This is a genomic window from Actinoalloteichus hoggarensis (assembly GCF_002234535.1).
GTDB classification, from domain to species: Bacteria; Actinomycetota; Actinomycetes; order Mycobacteriales; family Pseudonocardiaceae; genus Actinoalloteichus_A; species Actinoalloteichus_A hoggarensis.
The window spans coordinates 3,562,418-3,577,758 of sequence record NZ_CP022521.1 but is presented as its reverse complement, the minus strand read 5'-3'; the positions used below and the strand labels follow the sequence as shown (position 1 = coordinate 3,577,758).

The following is a 15,341-nucleotide window of genomic DNA, read 5'->3' as shown; positions in this document are numbered from 1 at the left end:
TGACCTCGTATTCCGTTCCGGGGTTGACCGGACTGTCGACTGTCGTGAGCGGCTGTCGTCTCGGACCGCTCACCGGACGGCCGTGGGGCGAGATGAAGTGAGAGGCCCCGGGAACACGGCACGGCCTGGCAGGGCAAGAGGGTACCGCGTCATCCTGAGAATGGCGGCCTCGGCCACGCCGAACCACCTCCGCGCGGGCGGCCGCCGCCGTGGACCGCGGAACGTCGGAAGGGGACTCGTCAGGCCGGTGCCTGTCTGTGCTTCGTTCGGCCGTCAGGGTTCGCGGTCCGGCGTCTGCGCGTCGGTCGTACGGCCGATGTCGGTGCCTTCCGGGTACCGGCCGGCGGCGGCGCGTAATGTCGCTGGTGGCGCGAACAAAGGCGGCTGATGGACCGACAGGAAGAGGATGAGAATCGCGCCTTCCAAGGCGTGCATCGTAGTGATCGGCCATGAGGATCCCTTGCAACTGACGGCAGGATGTGTTGTGATCGGAATCCTCAGGTTTCTGAATGTCCGAGTCGGAGCTGATAGCGAAGATTGCTGGGGTTCTTAGATAAATGACCTCTGAATTTGATATCTCGAAAATGGTGTACCCGTTCTCGCGCCCAAGCTCGGACATGCCTGCGGCGGAGTACTCCTGGCTTGCCGCTCACCATCCGATCGTGAAGCTCCCGACGGCATACGGGACCGAGGCGTGGATCGTCACGGGCCACAGACTCGTGCGTGAAGTGCTCTCCGACGACCGTTTCAGCGCCCGCATGCCCGGTACCACCGCAGTGGCCGCGGAGCCGATGGATCCCCGGGACGATCCGACGACCCTGCTGTCCAACCTCGACCCGCCGGACCACACTCGGTTACGGCGACTCTTCGCCGGGTCCTTCACACCGGCGCAGGCGGAAAGGCTTCGGCCGCTTCTCGAGCAGCATGCCGAGCGGCTCCTGGACCTCGTCGTGGAGGACCGCGCACCACGCGACCTCGCATCGATGTTCGTCTTCCCCTTCGTCGGACGGGCGACCTGGCTGCTGCTCGACGTGCCGGACGTCCTGCTTCCCGATTTCGAGGAATGGAACCGCCGCCATCACCAGAGCATGGAGCCCGCGGAGAACGTGGGCCCGCCGCCCGAGGTCAATCCCGTGTTCGCGAGCAGGCTCGCGCTGCGCCGCAACGTCGAGGCTCTCATCGACCACCGCAGACGGCATCCTGGTGACGACCTGGTCAGCGGGCTGGTCCGCGAGCTCGAGTCCGGCGGCTTTCGGGACCACGCGGAGTTGGTCAATCAACTCACCGGAGTGGTGGTGGCCGCCTATGAGCCGACGTCGAACATGGTCGGTCTCGCGATCATGCGGATGCTCGCGGTGCCGGAGGACTATGCGCGGCTGTGCCGTGAACCGGAGGTGATCCCCTCCGCGGTGGAAGAAGTGCTGCGGCATCAGCTTCCGACCGACGTCGGCTTCATCCGCGTGGCGGCGGAGGACGTCGAGATCGGGGGTGCGACGGTGTCCGAGGGCGAGATAGTGATCGTGTCTCAGGAAGGTGCGCATCGGGACCCTGTGGTCTTCCCGGAACCGCTCAAGGTGGACATCGATCGACGGCCGAACAGTCACGTCGCCTTCGGACACGGCAGGCACCACTGTCTCGGGGCACCTCTGGCCCGGGTGGAGATCGCGACCGCGCTCGGCGTTCTCACGAAGCGGCTGCCGTCACTGCGTCTCGTGACGTCACTGGAGGCCGTTCCGCGCCGGACCGCGTTCGCCCAGCTGGGACCGCGCGAACTGCTTGTCGAATGGTGAGCCTCCCCGCCTCGGAACCCCGCACTCGCAACCGGAGGACAGTTCGTTGACCCACCGCCCACTCAACGTGGTCGTCATCGGGAACTCGGTGACGTACCAGCAGATTCCGCCTCGCACTCGTTCCGACGAGGGAATCTATGCGGAGGTCCTGCGCGACGACGTCGCAGCTGCCACCGGACGCCCGGTCAACCTGTACCTGGAGGGCGGCTGGTTCGACCTCATCGACACGGCTGCTCGCCGGTACGAGCAGTCCATTCGCAATCACCTTCCCGACGTGGTCGTTCTGCACTACGGGACCAATGAGGCGCAGCCGTACCTCGTTCCGCTGCGGGTGCTGCGTCACCTCATCCGGCATGAGCCCGCGGTCACGCGCTTAGGTCACTTCTACCGTACGAAGGTGGTCACGGCGGTGTGGCGGGTATTGCGCGCCTATCGTCAGGCCGCGTCGAGAATCCTCGGCGAGCGGACCTGGCAGCTTCGGCCGAGCGTGTTCACGGCCACCCTCACCCATCTCGCCACGGCCATCAGGCGAGACATGCGGGCGCTGGTGCTCATCGTCGACATCAACGAGCCAGGTGACAGGCTCGAGCACTTCCTCCCCGGCAGCAGGGGGCGGGTGCGAACCTATCGGGCGACTCTGGAGAAGGCGGTGCGACAGATCGGAGACCCCGACGTCCGACTGGTCCCCGTGAGCGGTGTGACGCGGAGTCTCGGCATCGAGGCGGCACTGCCCGACGGCATCCACTTCTCCAATGAGGCCCACGCGCGCTTCGGCGCGGAACTCGCCGAACAGGTGCTCGCCTGGCTTCCGACACGGGATGCCACGACGACCGACGATGCTCGGCCCCTCGACGTCGAGGCGAGGACATGACGCCCACCGCGCTGGTGGTCGGCGGTACCGGACAGGTCGGTACGGCCATGGTCGAGGAACTGGTGCGAGCGGGGTACTCGGTGTCCTCACTGAGCCGAGGCCGCACAGCCGCCTGCTGGTCGCTCCCTGCGGGTGAGGTGCGCGAGATCGTCGCGGACCGCGAAGAACTGCGTGCTCACTGCGACGGCGTGGACGTGCTCATCGACTGCGTCGCGGGGGGACGCGGGGACGCCCGTCAGCTCGGTTCCCTGGCGGGTTCGGTCGGCGCCGTCGTCGCGCTGTCCACCGCGGCCGTCTACCGCGATGACGACGGCAACACGATCGAGACGGCGCTGCGGGGCGGTCCGCCGCCGCTGCTGGCCAGGCCACTGCGGGAGACCGATCCCACCGTCAGCCCGGACGGGGATTCCTACGCCGCGGGCAAGCGGGCCCTCGAGGAGGAGCTGCTCGCGACGGAGGGGCTCGACGCCACGATTCTTCGCCCTGGCGCCGTCCACGGCCCGCACGGGGTCTTCCTCCGTGAGTGGTACTTCGTCCGCAGGGCGCTCGACCGTCGGAAACCGGTCGTCCTAGCTCATCGAGGGATGACGCCGTGGCACACGACGGCCGTCGACAATCTGGCGGCTCTGGCGCGATTCGCGGCCGAACGTCCCGGCAGCCGAGTGTTGAACGCCGGTGAGTCCTTCGTGCCGACGGTACGAGACCTGGTCGGCCTGGTGGCCGACCGTCTTGCGCATGGTTTCGACGAGGTGCTGCTCGACGGCGGGCCGACCGCCGAGGGAATCGGCGCCAGTCCGTGGACGGTGTGCCCGGAGGGCCTGGTGCTCGACATCGGTGCAGCCGCCGAGTGGGGGTTCACGCCGCCTCGGGAGTATTCGGACGCGATGGGCGAGACCGTCGATTCGATGATCGAGCGAGCGCGAGCAGCCGACCCCCGACTCGCCCCGATACTCGGCGGCGACCTGTTCGGACATCACGACTACGAACTCGAGGACCGCTGGCTCGCCGAGCACGGTCGAAAGCCGTCGGTGGATTCCACACCGTAGGCGGAGCCGCCCCAGGTTTCACAGGAGCAGTGGACGGGACGAGGACATGCCAACGTTGCACGACATGGAGGACGAGGACTTCGTCCGCAGATTCGACGAGATGCAGATCAGCATGGACCGCCTCTGGCCGGGGAGATCGCGCCGTAGGCTGTTCTCCCAACTGCGAGGCCATGTGCTCGAGGTGGGTGCGGGAACCGGAAACAATCTGCGCTACTACGAGAAGGCCGACCGTGTCACCGCCGTCGAACCGAATCCGGTGATGGTCGACTTCATGAAAGAGCGGGCACAGTCCGTCGGATACTGGGTCGAGGTCGTCCAGGGCTCCGCGGACCCCGTCCCGCTGCCCGCGAACTCCGTCGACGTCGTGGTCTACTCGTTGGTCCTCTGCCTCGTGCCAGACGCCGCCAAGGCGCTCGGCGAGGCACGGCGAGTGTTGAGACCGGGCGGTCGCATCGCCTTCTTGGAGCATGTGGCCGCGCGAGGCCCCCTCGGACTGTTGCAGCGCCGACTCGAACCGTGGCATATGCGTAACGCGGCGGGCTGTGAATTACGGCGTGACACCGTCGGCACGATCCGCGACGCGGGTTTCGAGATCACGGCGTTGTATCGACATCACCCCTTCTTCAATCCGCCGTGGGTCGCGCCGGTCGTCGAGGGCTTCGCGCGGCTGCCCGCGGGGACGACCGGCTGACACAGGCGTCGAGATTCAGGCTCGCGAAGGAGTACGCATGGAGTTCAAGGACGTGGTGCGGCGACGTCGCATGGTCCGCAACTACCAGCCGGACAAGCCGGTGCCGGATGAGGTGGTGGATCGGCTGCTGCGCCATGCCGTGCGTGCCCCGTCCGCGGGGTTCGCACAGGGCTGGGGTTTTCTCGTGCTTCGTGAGAAGGAGGACCTGGAGCGATTCTGGTCCGTCACCATCCCACCGGAGGCCGCCCCGGTGTACGAGACGATGCGTAACGCCCCGTTGGTCGTCGTGCCCCATTCCAGCATGGTGGAGTATCAGCAGGCGGCACAGTGGTACGCGGCAAGCCGAGAGGAACAGAACAAGGCCTGGTTGGAACAGGCGGAGAAGATCAGGGATGAGGACCCGGAGGCCGTCGACGGGTGGTCGGATTCCGACGACGAGGCCGACGTGGTGCCGATGTGGCACGTCGACACCGGATTCGCGACTCTGATGATGCTGCTCACCTCGGTGGACGAGGGGCTGGGCGCCGCGTTCTTCGGCTTCATCCCCAACCGGATCGCCGCGTATCGCGCGGAATTCGGTGTTCCGGATCACCACGTCCCGCTCGGCGGGCTGACCATCGGATACCGTGCCGACGACTCCAGTCTGCCGACCTTCCGCCTGCGGGAACGACGGCCCCTCTCCGAGGTGGTGCACCACGGCAGGTGGGGCTCCTCGAACCCGCAGGATCGGCGGTGAGCACGATGTCGAGCTCGCGGGCGGATCACGGCCTCACTCGCAGCCGATCGTCCTGGCGCCGGCCGAAGGTCACGGCTGATCGAAGTCGCTAGCGCGATGTCGCCGGACTCGCGGGATGTCGGGACGACCACGTCGTCGACGCCGTGGTCTCCCGCGAGATCGTGGTATCCGACTCCTCGCCATCGTGGTTCTCACCGCTTTCTCGTTTCTTCGGTGACACACGACGACCGTCGTACGGAGCCGCGGGAGGCGGCTCGCGGCCGTGTCCTCGCCGCGCCGCGTACCCGCCGTGGGCGCACCCCTGACCACGCCGAGACTGAGGCGAGCCCGTCGGGGTCTGCCCACACCGTGTCACTCGACCTTTGGAGGCCATCGACCATGCGTATTCGTCGAGCCAGGGAACTGCTTCAGGCCATGCGCTCGGGAACGGAGGCGCAGAGGGCCGCGCCTTCCGCGCTCGTCGGTGAAGAGCTCACCGATCGCGTCGGACTCGTCGTGGCACAGGCGTTTCGAGATGTGCTGGCCGTCGAACCCACCGACCTGAGAGCATCACTGGCGGATCTCGGTGGCGACTCGTTGCTGGCCGTTCGCATCCTGGCGCGCTGCTCCCGGGAGCTTGGCGTCGACCTGCCGTTGCGACTGCTCGAACGGCAGACGACCCTGGGCGAGTTCGTCGCGGCCGCCCGGTCGCGGGTCGAGACGAACGGCGTCTCCGACCGATGAACTCAGGGCATGGCGGCGGGGAGCTTCTCTCGATCGCCCTCGCAGGCACCTTCACCCTCGCCGGGGTCGAGCGGACGCTGCGGTGGCTGTCGGAACAAATCGGTCGCCACGGCGAAGTGCGGACGGCACCTCATGGACAGCTTCTGGAGCCGTTGAAGGATCCGGAAGGCCTGTTGAGGACTCATACCGGGGTCAATCTGCTACTCATCCGGCCCGAGGACATGCTGCGGCGCGCCGACAGCCCCGCACCGTCCGACGCCGTGCACGACGTCACCCCGGGCGCCGAGGCAGCGGCTGAGGAGACCGTTGCCGCGTTGATCAGCGCCGCGTCGGCCTCGGCGGCGAGGATGTGGCTCGTCGCGGTGACCCCGCCGTCACCGCATGCCGCCGCCCGGCCCGCAGTCGCGCGGTGGATCGCCGAGATCACGCGGCGCGTCGAGTCGGCGGTGCGGCAGGCGGCGGGAATGCGCCTTCTCGATCTGGCAGAGGCTCGGCGGATCTACGCGGTGACGGAGGTGCACGACGAGCACGGGGATGCTCTCGCGCACCTTCCCTATACCGAGGAGTACCTCGCGGCGACGGCGATGGCGGCGATCCGTGCCGCGGTGACGATCGATCGTCCTCCGGTCAAGGTCATCGTCCTCGACTGTGACAACACGCTGTGGAGCGGCCGATGCGGCGAGGACGGGCCGTCGGGGGTGGACGTCTCCGCGCCGTACCTGCGACTACAGCGGTTCATGCTCGCACAACGGGCGAACGGCAGGCTGTTGTGCCTGTGCAGCCGTAACGAGGAGGCGGATGTCCGTGCGGTCTTCGCGGCGCGACCCGAGATGCCGTTGACGTTCGACGCGGTGACCGCCTGGCGATTCGGCTGGGGACCGAAGCCCTCGGCGTTACGGGAGCTGTCCGCTGAGCTCGGGCTCGCCCTGGACAGCATGGTCTTCGTCGACGACGACCCGGTGGAGTGCGCGGCGGTGCGTGATCAGCTTCCTGCGGTCACCGTCGTGGAGCTGCCCGCCGACGCGGAGGAGATACCGGACCTGTTGGAGCACGAGTGGGTCTTCGATCAACTCACGACGACGGAGGAGGATCGACTGCGTGCCGAGTCCTACACGGCGGAGGCGGGACGCCGGGATCTGTCGGCACGATCCGAGAGTTACGCGGACTTCCTCGAGCGATGCCGAATCGAGGTCGCCTTCCCACCACTCGACGAGTCCGCTCTGGAACGGGCCGCGCAGTTGACGTCGAGGACGACGCAGTTCACCCTCAGCGGCGTCGTGTACTCCGTGTCGGAGTTGCGCGCGCACCTCGCCGACGGGGGTGAGGCCTGGACGATCCGGGTGCGCGATCGCTTCGGCGACTACGGCACCGTCGGGCTCATCGTGGCGAGCCGACGTGATGGCGGGCTGTTCCTGCACGCGCTGCTGCTGAGCTGTCGCGTGCTCAATCGCGGCGTCGACCGACAGGTGCGGGCCTTCCTCGCGGACCTCGTGCGATCCCGAGGGATTCCCAGCCTTCACCTCGCCTTCCGAGCCACGGGACGCAACGCGCCCGCACGCGCGTTCGTGGCGGCGATGGTCGACGTGCCGGCGTCTTCGGCCGACGGCCGACCACGTGAACTCGTCGTGCCCGCGGACAGACTCGACGACGCCGAACCCGGGGGCGGTGCTCATGCGGCGAGATGAGGACGCGCCCGTGCTCGGGTCGTTCCCGGGAACGCCCGAATTGAACGACCTCGTCGAGAGGGTACTGGCCGCGTGGCCTGAGCACGAGCCGTTCCTTCGGCAGCGCTTCGCCCACGCCTCCGCCGAGCATTTCGCCTTCTGCGAGGCAGTGACCAGCCTCATCGCACGTGTCACCGGTCCCGGGCTGGGCACGGCGGTGACCAACTACCGCTGGACCTGTGAACGGCTGCTCGAGGAGGAACGGCACTTCGCACTGTTCGACTCCTACCGGCACACCACCTTCGCCGAGGTCGAGGCCGTGGTGTACCGGGACTCCGACTTCATGGCGCGGTATACCGACGGGCTCCTGTTGTCACAGGTGCTGTGGTCCAACCAGGCTCGGGCGCTGGAGATCTATCAGGAGAGGTTCCTCGCCGGTCTGACCGGCGCTCGGACCTTGTTGGAGGTCGGCCCCGGCCACGGCCTGCTGCTCGCGTTGGCCGCTCGCCGGGAGAATGCCGGCCTCACCGGCTGGGACGTCAGTCCCGGCAGTATCGAGGCCACCAGAAGTGCCCTCAGCGCCGTGGGGGTCGACTCAGTCCGGTTGTGTTGTGCGGACCTCCTGGACACCCCTGCGACAGAGGCTTTCGATCTGGTCGTCGCCAGTGAACTGATCGAGCACGTGGATCGTCCGGACCTCGCGTTGAGACGGCTCGGCGCCTTGACGAGCCCGACCGGACTGCTGTTCCTGAACATCCCGGTGAACAGTCCGGCGCCCGATCACATCACCCTGTGGCGCAGCCCGGAGGAGGTGTTCGGTTCCATCGAGGCCAACGGCCTGACGATCCTCGAGCAGCACGTGTTCCCCATGACCGGCAGAACCGAGAGCGAGGCACGGCGGCAGCGACTGACCATGTCCTGCGTCGCGCTGTGCCGACCAGGCACGGTGTGAGAGGAGCGGGATATGTTGCTCACCGAGGAGGACCTGCGCCTGTTCGCCGAGGCGAGTGGAGACCACAACCCGCTGCACGCACCTACCCGAGGCGCGCGGCGATCGCCCTTCGGTCGACATCTGGCGCACGGAATGCTGGTGGTCCTCGCCATGGTGGAGGAGTCATCGGAGACACGGCACGGGATCGGGGCGCTGACCGCGGACTTCCGTCGCCCGGTCCATCCGGGCGTCGAGTACGAGCTGACCCGCACCGCGGATCGTCTCAGCGTGGCCGACGCAGAGGGAGAGCGCACCATCGTCACGGTCCGCCCCGGGAGTCCTCGGCGCGGTGGGGTCGTGCCCGCCGCGCCTCGAACCGTCAGACCGGCCCGCAGGAGTCTCGACGAGATCGTCGAAGGTGCCGTCTCCGGAACCTACGGACCGGACGGCGATCGGCTACGCCTGCTCATGCGGCGCTGGCCCGTCTCGAGCCACCGGCTGGGCGCGCTGCACCTCGCCTGCCTGACCTGGTGCAGTCAGATGACGGGAATGGACCTGCCCGGCGAACACGGGCTGTTGTGCCGCGTCGGCCTGACATTCCACTCGGCACCGGAGAGCGTATCCTCACCGCTCCGTTACACGGGCGACGTCGTGGTGGATCGACGTCTCGGCCTGGTCGTCCTCACCGCCAGACTGTACGCGGAGGAGCGGCCTGTCGCCGAGGTGGAGATCGAGAGCCTGGTGCTCAGCCCCGCACCGTTGCCGGATTCACGACGCCTCGCCGAGCTGCTGCCGCCGTCACGACGGCTCGCCGACACCACTTCGGTGGTCGTCGGTGGTGGGCGCGGACTCGGTGCGGGCATCGTCCTGGCCCTGCACTCGCAGGGAAGCCGAGTGTTCGTCGGGCACCGGGGCACGGCCGACGAACTACGAGAGCTGGGCGTCGAGGACGACGGGGTGACGTCGATCTCGGGCGATGCGGGGACTCTGGACTGGGCCCGACGGCTGCCCGCGGCGCCGGACATCCTGGTGTGCAGTGCGGCGCCGCCGCTTCGCCCGGTCGGCTTCACCGTCGATTCCGGCGTCGCGGCGCGCTACGTCGCCGACGCCGTGCGGCTGGTGTGGACTCCATTGGCGGCGATGCTGGATCGGCTGGGCGGGCGCCGGGCGCGGTGCGTGATCGTCTCCTCCGACGCCGTCCGCTCGAACCCCTTCGACTGGCCGCATTACGTCGCGGCCAAGTCCGCGATCGAGGGCCTGGTCCGCTGGGCCGCGCACCATCATCCGACCGTGGAGTTCTTCCTCACCAGGCCCGGCGCACTGCGGACGGACCAGATGAACACACCGGGAGCGCGGCTGACGGCCGCCCCCGTCGAGCCCGTGGCGGCTGCCGTGGTCCGACGCCTGTGCGACGCGACACCGCCTGCGGGAAATCCGGAGCTGCTGGACAACGACCAGATACCGAAGCAGGAGTAGCGATGACCAAGAGTGATGTTCACGGAGCTGGTCGGCTCGACCCGCTGAGCGTGGTGGTGATCGGCAACTCCGCCGTGTATCAGCAGGCGCCCGCCCGGAGGCGTCGAGAAGAGGGCGTGTACGCCGAGGAGATGCGCACGCTGTTGCGCGCTCGGGGGATCGACGCGGCGCTGCACATGGAGGGCGGCTGGTTCGACCTGATCACCACGCCGTCCCGACGATACGAGCCGCTGATCCGCAACCATTTCCCCGATGTCGTGATCATTCACTACGGGGCGGCGGAAGCCGGTCCGTACCTCATGCCCTTCGGTCTCCTGCGTCACCTGACCCGTCGCAGCAGTCCGATCGGGCGGGCTGGTGAACTGTACCGACGGGTGGTGGTCGCCAATGCCTGGCGTGTCGCGCGGTGGTACCGCCAGGCCATGTCGGCGGTGGTCGGCGACCGCACCTGGCAGATGCGTCCGACGATCTTCGCCGCGCACCTGACGAACGTCGTCACACAGATCCGGCGGGACCGCAGGCCCCTGGTCCTGGTGGTGGACATCACCCCGGCAGGCGATGCGCTGGAGCACTTCCTCCCCGGCATCAAGAAGCGTCACGAGACATATCGGACCACGATCGCCGAGGCCGTTCGACGACTCGACGACTCGGACGTCCGGGTCGTCCCGATCGTGGACCTGCTCGCCCCGTTGGGCTGGGAGGACGCGGTACCCGACGGTCTGCACTACTCGGCGAAGTCTCATGCGATCCTCGGGCAGTGGCTCGCCGACACCGTGGTCGAGTGGCTCACGGCCGAGGCCGCCGCACGGAGCCGGGCGACCGAGTGACCATCGCGGCGCGGCCCGCGGCCGACGCCGACGCGCGTCGTCCGCGGGCTCGGCGTCACCGGCGTCCGGCCACGACGTTGTAGACGCTGCCGCCCGCGAACAATCGGGCCTGGGTCACGTCGACGCGGAAACCGAGGGTGGCGAGCCTGCCGACGACGACGCCGAGCCGCCCGGCGATGTCGTGCACCTCGACGGCCACTCGTCGGATCGCGGGCCACTGATCGGCTCGAACCCCGTCGATGACGTCGAGCTCGGCGCGCTCGACGTCGATCTTGAGCAGACCCACCTCGCCGTCGACGTGCTGGTCGATGATCGAGGCCACCGTGGTCAGCTCGACGGTGGCCTGCTCCGTCACGACCGGTTGTTCTCGGAAACGCTGCTTGTATCGCTCCTCGATCCCCGAGTTCGTTAGGAAGGCCTCCTGATTGCGTTCGTCGTCGGCGCGGTCCTCGTACAAGGTCGAGGTCGCGGTGGCAAACGGGTGGTAGCTCAGCTCGGCCCTTCCGGTGGCCCGGCCGACCGCGGTCGGGAACACCGTCGCCGTCGGCACGTGTCGGGCCAGGTTGCATCGAAGGCATGCCGATGACGCCCACGCAGGCTCGAAGGCGAGGATCCGTGCCTCGGAGACCCTGCCTGCGAAGAAGATCGACGCCAAGCCGATGTGGGCGCCGACGTCGATGATCGTCGAGCCGGGAGGCAGGCCGTCGGCGGCCGTGGCGTAGGCGGAGTCGCCGTCGAACTCGTTCCAGAGGAACACGGCCTCGCCTGCGTTGACGGCGACGACGTCGTGGCCGCCGAGTTCCAGTTCGACGAGTTCCACGTCCGGACGGCCGGTCATGCGGTCCGCTCCGAAGCCGGTGCCGTCGTGAGAGCGGAGACGGCGGCTTCGAGGACCTCGTCACGCCCGGCACGTACGCCCGCGAGCGTCGGCGTGACGAACACGTCGACCTGGAGTCCCGATCGTTGCAGACATCGGCCGTCGATACCCCGGATGTCGGCTCCGGTGAACATCATTCGCACCCCCTGGGGAAGTCGGATGTCGGTGATCTCCCCGATCGAGCCGTTGGTGGCGCCGCCGACGAACAGCGTCCTCTCACCGGCGGCCGCGGTGATCATCAACCCGATCTCCTCTCCGAGGCTCATCGTCGACTCGTCGACCAGCACGGCGATGTGCCCGCGGTAACAGCTGTCCGGCCGATGAGGGTCCAGCGTCAACGGCGTCTCGTGCACTGCCGAGGCGGCCTCGACGGTGGGAGCGGCCACCCGCCGTATGCCGTAGGCCACTCGACGATCGATCAGCCGCGATGCCACCGCCGCGCCGTCGCACTTCGGGTAGCTGCGCAGGTCGACTATCAGACCCGCGGCCGAGGCGACGGCCTCGAATGCCCGCGGCACCTGGTCCGTGGCGAGCCGGGCGAGGTCGAGGTAGCCGACACCCGCGGGCAGCACGCCGAAGACGGGTCTGCCCTGCCGCGGTTCCGTCGAGATCAACGGGCATCGAGGAACCAGAAGCGTCCGCTCGATCCCCGCCGCGGTGCGGACACGGATGCGGGCCTCGGTGTCCGGCGCCCCCGACAGCAACATCCAGTCGATCATCAGCTCGCCTCCCGCGGCGGAAGAGGACGAGATCCGTCTCCGGAGTCTGCTCCGGCGCTCAGCCGTGTCCTCGTCGTCCACCGCGAGCACGACGTCGCCGACGGCAAGCCCGCCCGCGTCCCCGACGATCTGGACGACGACCGTGTCACCGGCCAGAAGCCGAACGCGAACCGGCACGGAGCAGGAGCCGCCGCGTTCCGAGATCAGGACCGGATGGTTGACGATGGCGTGCCCGTCATTCATGCGAACCGTGAAGTCGGCGACGGCGTGCGCGAAAGCCGTCTCGTCGTCGGCCGCCAGGAATGTCGGCAGGAGATCGGACAGCACGTCCTCCCACGGCGAGTCGCACAGATTCTTGTGCGGGAAGAACCACTCGACGGCGGCCCACATCTCGGCCAGCGCGGCGATCCGGTCGGCGACGCTCAGAGGTCCGGGGGAGACCGGTCGTGGGGGCCTCGCGGGCCGGGGCCATGGAAGCGTGTCGGCGGGTGGCGGCGCGGGCGTCCGCCGTCCACCGAGGAGGTCGAATGCCGCACCCAGAGCGGGGGAGCCGAGATCACCCGGTGTCCCCGCAGGAGCGGTGGCGTCCAGCGGCACGCCGCGACGCCCGTCGGGACCGAGGATGTCCTGCGACCTAACCCGTGCCGCCAAGCCGTGCGGAAGCAGCTCGACGGTCCCCGGGACGGCGGTGGCCCTCGCACCCGCGTGGACCAGCGACACCCGACCGGCGAAGCGGAGCGCCAGCGCCTCGAGATAACCGGGGTCGTTCGCCTCGTCGAACACGAGGACGGTCGGCACCGACACCGGGGAGGTCCACGAGCTGAGCCTGCGCGGAAGCTCCTGACTGATGCCGGACTGATAGACGCCGACCATCCAGGCGTCCTGGGGTCCGATCCCGCGATGCTCCCGCCTGCATCGGCTGGGAGTGCTCACCCCTTCGCCCGCGAGGGCACCGAAGAGGGGAAGCAGACTGAACGCGACGTGGCTGTCGATGCCGCGCATGTCGACGACCAGTGCGGACGCCTCGGCCATCTGATCGAGAAAGCCGGTGACGTGATCGTAGAGTTCGCCCGCGTCACCGCCGAGGTGGGCGAAGCCTGCCAGGACTAGGACCAGTTCACCATTCGGCCCGGTCAGCGCGGCGGGGCCGTCGTAGGATTCTCGGCCTGCGGACGCGCCGCCCTCGGCCGGTGTCGTGTCGACTAACGCGGTCCCGTCGTCGTTCAACACCGCCAGCATGTCACTCACCGCGACGCGGTAATCAGTGTCGTCGCGCCCCGCGAGGACCGCGTCGACGGCGCGGGCCAGGGCCGCTTCCCAGTCGACGGCGTCCCAGACCAGCCAGGGGTGAAAGTGGCGCACCACGCCCCACACCCTGATCAGGCCGGCGAGTCGAGCGACGACCGTGTCCTCGACCCGATCGTGCCCCTTTCCCTGTGGCGTGAGGTCGCCGCCTCCCGGTTCCGGCATGCGGTCGGCGGGTCTCTCGGCTGTGCGCACCGGCATCGGTCAATCCTTCTCTCTGGTCAGACGAACCGCGGCCAGTGCGGATTCGGGTATCAGTCCCGCCCTGGCGAGGAACAGGAACTCGCGACCGAGCTCCCGGAGCTCCGCCACGCCGGTCAGACCCCGATCCCATGCCTGGCATTCCAGCTCGCCACCCCACCGTTCGCGGAAGAACTCGTCGATGACGTCGGCGCGGAGGTGTTCGAGCTGGAACTCGGGATCGCGGGACCGCTTGGCCTCGGTGAGGCGCAGCGCCGCTGCCGCGGCAGTCCTGGCGAGGTGGAGCAACCCGGGAGCGTCGCGCACCATCGCGGGGAATTCGTGCCCCACTCGGACGCCGGGTCCCACGCGATACGAGCGGACCAGGCCGCGTAGTGCGGCCTCGCGCTGATCGAGGTCGTGAGAGGCCAGCTCGGCGGGGGAGCACCATTGTCGAAGCTCGGCGGTCAACGGCTCCTCCCTCGGGCCGACGAGGCCCCGGGCCCTCGCCGCGGCCAACGCCGCCTCCTCCAACGCGACGGTGTCGCCCGACGCCAGGCCTGACGAACTCGGAGGCGTCGGGCGATCGCCGTCCTGGTGCGACGGACCCGTGCCGAGAGCAGCCGTCTCGGAGCCCGGAGCCTGCTGGTCGGCGGCGACGGCCGTGAGCGCGGTGTGCCGATGGATCCGCGGGTATACCGGGAGGAACAGCTGGAGGAAGGCCGACGCCAGACGATCGGGGACCATGCGGCCGCCGACGGCCGCGCCGCGGCTTTCCCAGCGCCAGTCGGCGAGGTACACCGTCTCCAGCGTTCGCGCCGTGTGGTCGGGAAGCTCGGGCACGGTCGGGACGATGGAGACCGCGAGGTCGAGGGCACTGAGCGCGTCCAGCCGTTTCACGTCCGCGTCGGCAGGCCGGGCGGCGAGGTGTGCACGCAGGCGACTCGCCGCCTCCGCCAGGCCTGAGTCCTCCGCCGATCGCCATAGCGACGTCCAACTGCGACGAGGGAAGGGAATCGCCCGCATCGACTCCAGGAGTCCTTCGGCTGCCTCCTGCGACACGGCCTCCGCCGCGACCGCCCGATCCAGCGCATAGCGGACGGCGACCAAGGGGGTCGACACCGCGCGATAGCCGTCCTCGGCCGCGAGATGACTGACCGCGACCTCGTCGTCGGCCGTGACGACGTCATCGGCATACCAGCGGTAGACCTGACCGACTCCGGTCACCCCCAGCCCGCGCAGCTCCGCGGCCCGCAGGGCTCCCATACTGCTCGCCCCGATCACACGAACACCGCATCGAACCAGCTCGAGCATCTCCTTGTGCCGCACGGCGGGTGCCTGGAAGAAGTATCCGTCGAGGACGAGCACGACGTCGCCGTCGCCCACGCCGAGGCGGAGGAGGTCGCCGTGGCCGACAGGCCCGTGTACGACACACCCGGGGGCGCGCCGTCGAATCTCCTCGGCGTCGAGAGTGGGACCACTGAAGACATGCAGCACCATGGAGC

Annotated in this window: 14 protein-coding genes; 10 read left to right on the top strand and 4 right to left on the bottom strand. The window is 68.7% G+C overall.

Features of this window, described 5'->3' with window-relative positions; all coding sequences use genetic code 11:
* Positions 1-273: 273 nt before the first annotated feature.
* Positions 274-426: a hypothetical protein gene (locus AHOG_RS28625; RefSeq protein WP_157736840.1), complete on the bottom strand. Its 153-nt coding sequence runs from the start codon at positions 424-426 to the stop codon at positions 274-276.
* 131 nt (positions 427-557) lie between these two features.
* On the opposite strand from AHOG_RS28625, the gene AHOG_RS15435 reads away from it, so the two are divergent.
* The 10 genes from AHOG_RS15435 (at position 558) to AHOG_RS15390 (ending at position 10,755) form a co-directional block, all read left to right on the top strand.
* The gene (locus AHOG_RS15435) at positions 558-1,790 is read left to right on the top strand and encodes a cytochrome P450 (RefSeq protein ID WP_093941985.1); all 1,233 of its coding nucleotides are present in this window, start codon (positions 558-560) and stop codon (positions 1,788-1,790) included.
* Between the two features lie 46 nt (positions 1,791-1,836).
* Entirely contained in the window at positions 1,837-2,661 is an 825-nt protein-coding gene (locus AHOG_RS15430; protein WP_157736839.1) for an SGNH/GDSL hydrolase family protein, read from the top strand.
* Entirely contained in the window at positions 2,658-3,707 is a 1,050-nt protein-coding gene (locus AHOG_RS15425) for an NAD-dependent epimerase/dehydratase family protein (protein WP_093941983.1), read from the top strand. The genes AHOG_RS15430 and AHOG_RS15425 overlap by 4 nt, the downstream gene beginning before the upstream one ends.
* A gap of 46 nt (positions 3,708-3,753) precedes the next feature.
* Positions 3,754-4,398: a class I SAM-dependent methyltransferase gene (locus AHOG_RS15420; RefSeq protein ID WP_093941982.1), complete on the top strand. Its 645-nt coding sequence runs from the start codon at positions 3,754-3,756 to the stop codon at positions 4,396-4,398.
* Between the two features lie 37 nt (positions 4,399-4,435).
* Positions 4,436-5,134: a nitroreductase family protein gene (locus tag AHOG_RS15415; protein WP_093941981.1), complete on the top strand. Its 699-nt coding sequence runs from the start codon at positions 4,436-4,438 to the stop codon at positions 5,132-5,134.
* A 378-nt stretch (positions 5,135-5,512) separates the two neighbouring features.
* Complete coding sequence (locus AHOG_RS28620; RefSeq protein WP_157736838.1) at positions 5,513-5,857, top strand: acyl carrier protein; 345 nt, start codon at positions 5,513-5,515, stop codon at positions 5,855-5,857.
* Positions 5,854-7,542, top strand: a complete 1,689-nt coding sequence (locus AHOG_RS15405; protein ID WP_093941979.1) for an HAD-IIIC family phosphatase — start codon at positions 5,854-5,856, stop codon at positions 7,540-7,542. Before AHOG_RS28620 ends, AHOG_RS15405 begins: the two co-directional genes overlap by 4 nt.
* 10 nt (positions 7,543-7,552) lie before the next feature.
* Complete coding sequence (locus tag AHOG_RS15400; protein WP_157736837.1) at positions 7,553-8,473, top strand: class I SAM-dependent methyltransferase; 921 nt, start codon at positions 7,553-7,555, stop codon at positions 8,471-8,473.
* A gap of 12 nt (positions 8,474-8,485) precedes the next feature.
* Entirely contained in the window at positions 8,486-9,928 is a 1,443-nt protein-coding gene (locus AHOG_RS15395) for a MaoC/PaaZ C-terminal domain-containing protein (protein ID WP_093941977.1), read from the top strand.
* Between the two features lie 2 nt (positions 9,929-9,930).
* On the top strand, positions 9,931-10,755 hold the full coding sequence (locus AHOG_RS15390) for an SGNH/GDSL hydrolase family protein (RefSeq protein ID WP_093941976.1): 825 nt from the start codon (positions 9,931-9,933) through the stop codon (positions 10,753-10,755).
* 55 nt (positions 10,756-10,810) lie between these two features.
* Here AHOG_RS15390 and AHOG_RS15385 read toward each other — a convergent pair whose 3' ends face one another.
* The 3 genes from AHOG_RS15385 to AHOG_RS15375 are packed head-to-tail and all read right to left on the bottom strand — an operon-like array spanning position 10,811 to position 15,336.
* Entirely contained in the window at positions 10,811-11,593 is a 783-nt protein-coding gene (locus AHOG_RS15385) for an FkbM family methyltransferase (protein WP_093941975.1), read from the bottom strand.
* A complete protein-coding gene (locus AHOG_RS15380; RefSeq protein WP_093941974.1) occupies positions 11,590-13,857 on the bottom strand; it encodes a S41 family peptidase in 2,268 nt (755 codons plus the stop codon). Before AHOG_RS15380 ends, AHOG_RS15385 begins: the two co-directional genes overlap by 4 nt.
* Before the next feature lie 3 nt (positions 13,858-13,860).
* Positions 13,861-15,336 carry a TfuA-like protein gene (locus AHOG_RS15375; protein WP_157736836.1) on the bottom strand — a complete coding sequence of 492 codons (1,476 nt, stop codon included), beginning with the start codon at positions 15,334-15,336 and terminating at the stop codon, positions 13,861-13,863.
* Positions 15,337-15,341 lie beyond the last annotated feature (5 nt).

Coding starts and splice junctions, on each gene's coding strand:
- AHOG_RS28620 (WP_157736838.1), top strand. CDS start 5,513: ATGCGTATTCGTCGAGCCAGGGAACTGCTTCAGGCCATGCGCTCGGGA.
- AHOG_RS15425 (WP_093941983.1), top strand. CDS start 2,658: ATGACGCCCACCGCGCTGGTGGTCGGCGGTACCGGACAGGTCGGTACG.
- AHOG_RS15375 (WP_157736836.1), bottom strand. CDS start 15,336: ATGGTGCTGCATGTCTTCAGTGGTCCCACTCTCGACGCCGAGGAGATT.
- AHOG_RS15390 (WP_093941976.1), top strand. CDS start 9,931: ATGACCAAGAGTGATGTTCACGGAGCTGGTCGGCTCGACCCGCTGAGC.
- AHOG_RS15395 (WP_093941977.1), top strand. CDS start 8,486: ATGTTGCTCACCGAGGAGGACCTGCGCCTGTTCGCCGAGGCGAGTGGA.
- AHOG_RS15380 (WP_093941974.1), bottom strand. CDS start 13,857: ATGCCGGTGCGCACAGCCGAGAGACCCGCCGACCGCATGCCGGAACCG.
- AHOG_RS15420 (WP_093941982.1), top strand. CDS start 3,754: ATGCCAACGTTGCACGACATGGAGGACGAGGACTTCGTCCGCAGATTC.
- AHOG_RS15385 (WP_093941975.1), bottom strand. CDS start 11,593: ATGACCGGCCGTCCGGACGTGGAACTCGTCGAACTGGAACTCGGCGGC.
- AHOG_RS15435 (WP_093941985.1), top strand. CDS start 558: ATGACCTCTGAATTTGATATCTCGAAAATGGTGTACCCGTTCTCGCGC.
- AHOG_RS15415 (WP_093941981.1), top strand. CDS start 4,436: ATGGAGTTCAAGGACGTGGTGCGGCGACGTCGCATGGTCCGCAACTAC.
- AHOG_RS15405 (WP_093941979.1), top strand. CDS start 5,854: ATGAACTCAGGGCATGGCGGCGGGGAGCTTCTCTCGATCGCCCTCGCA.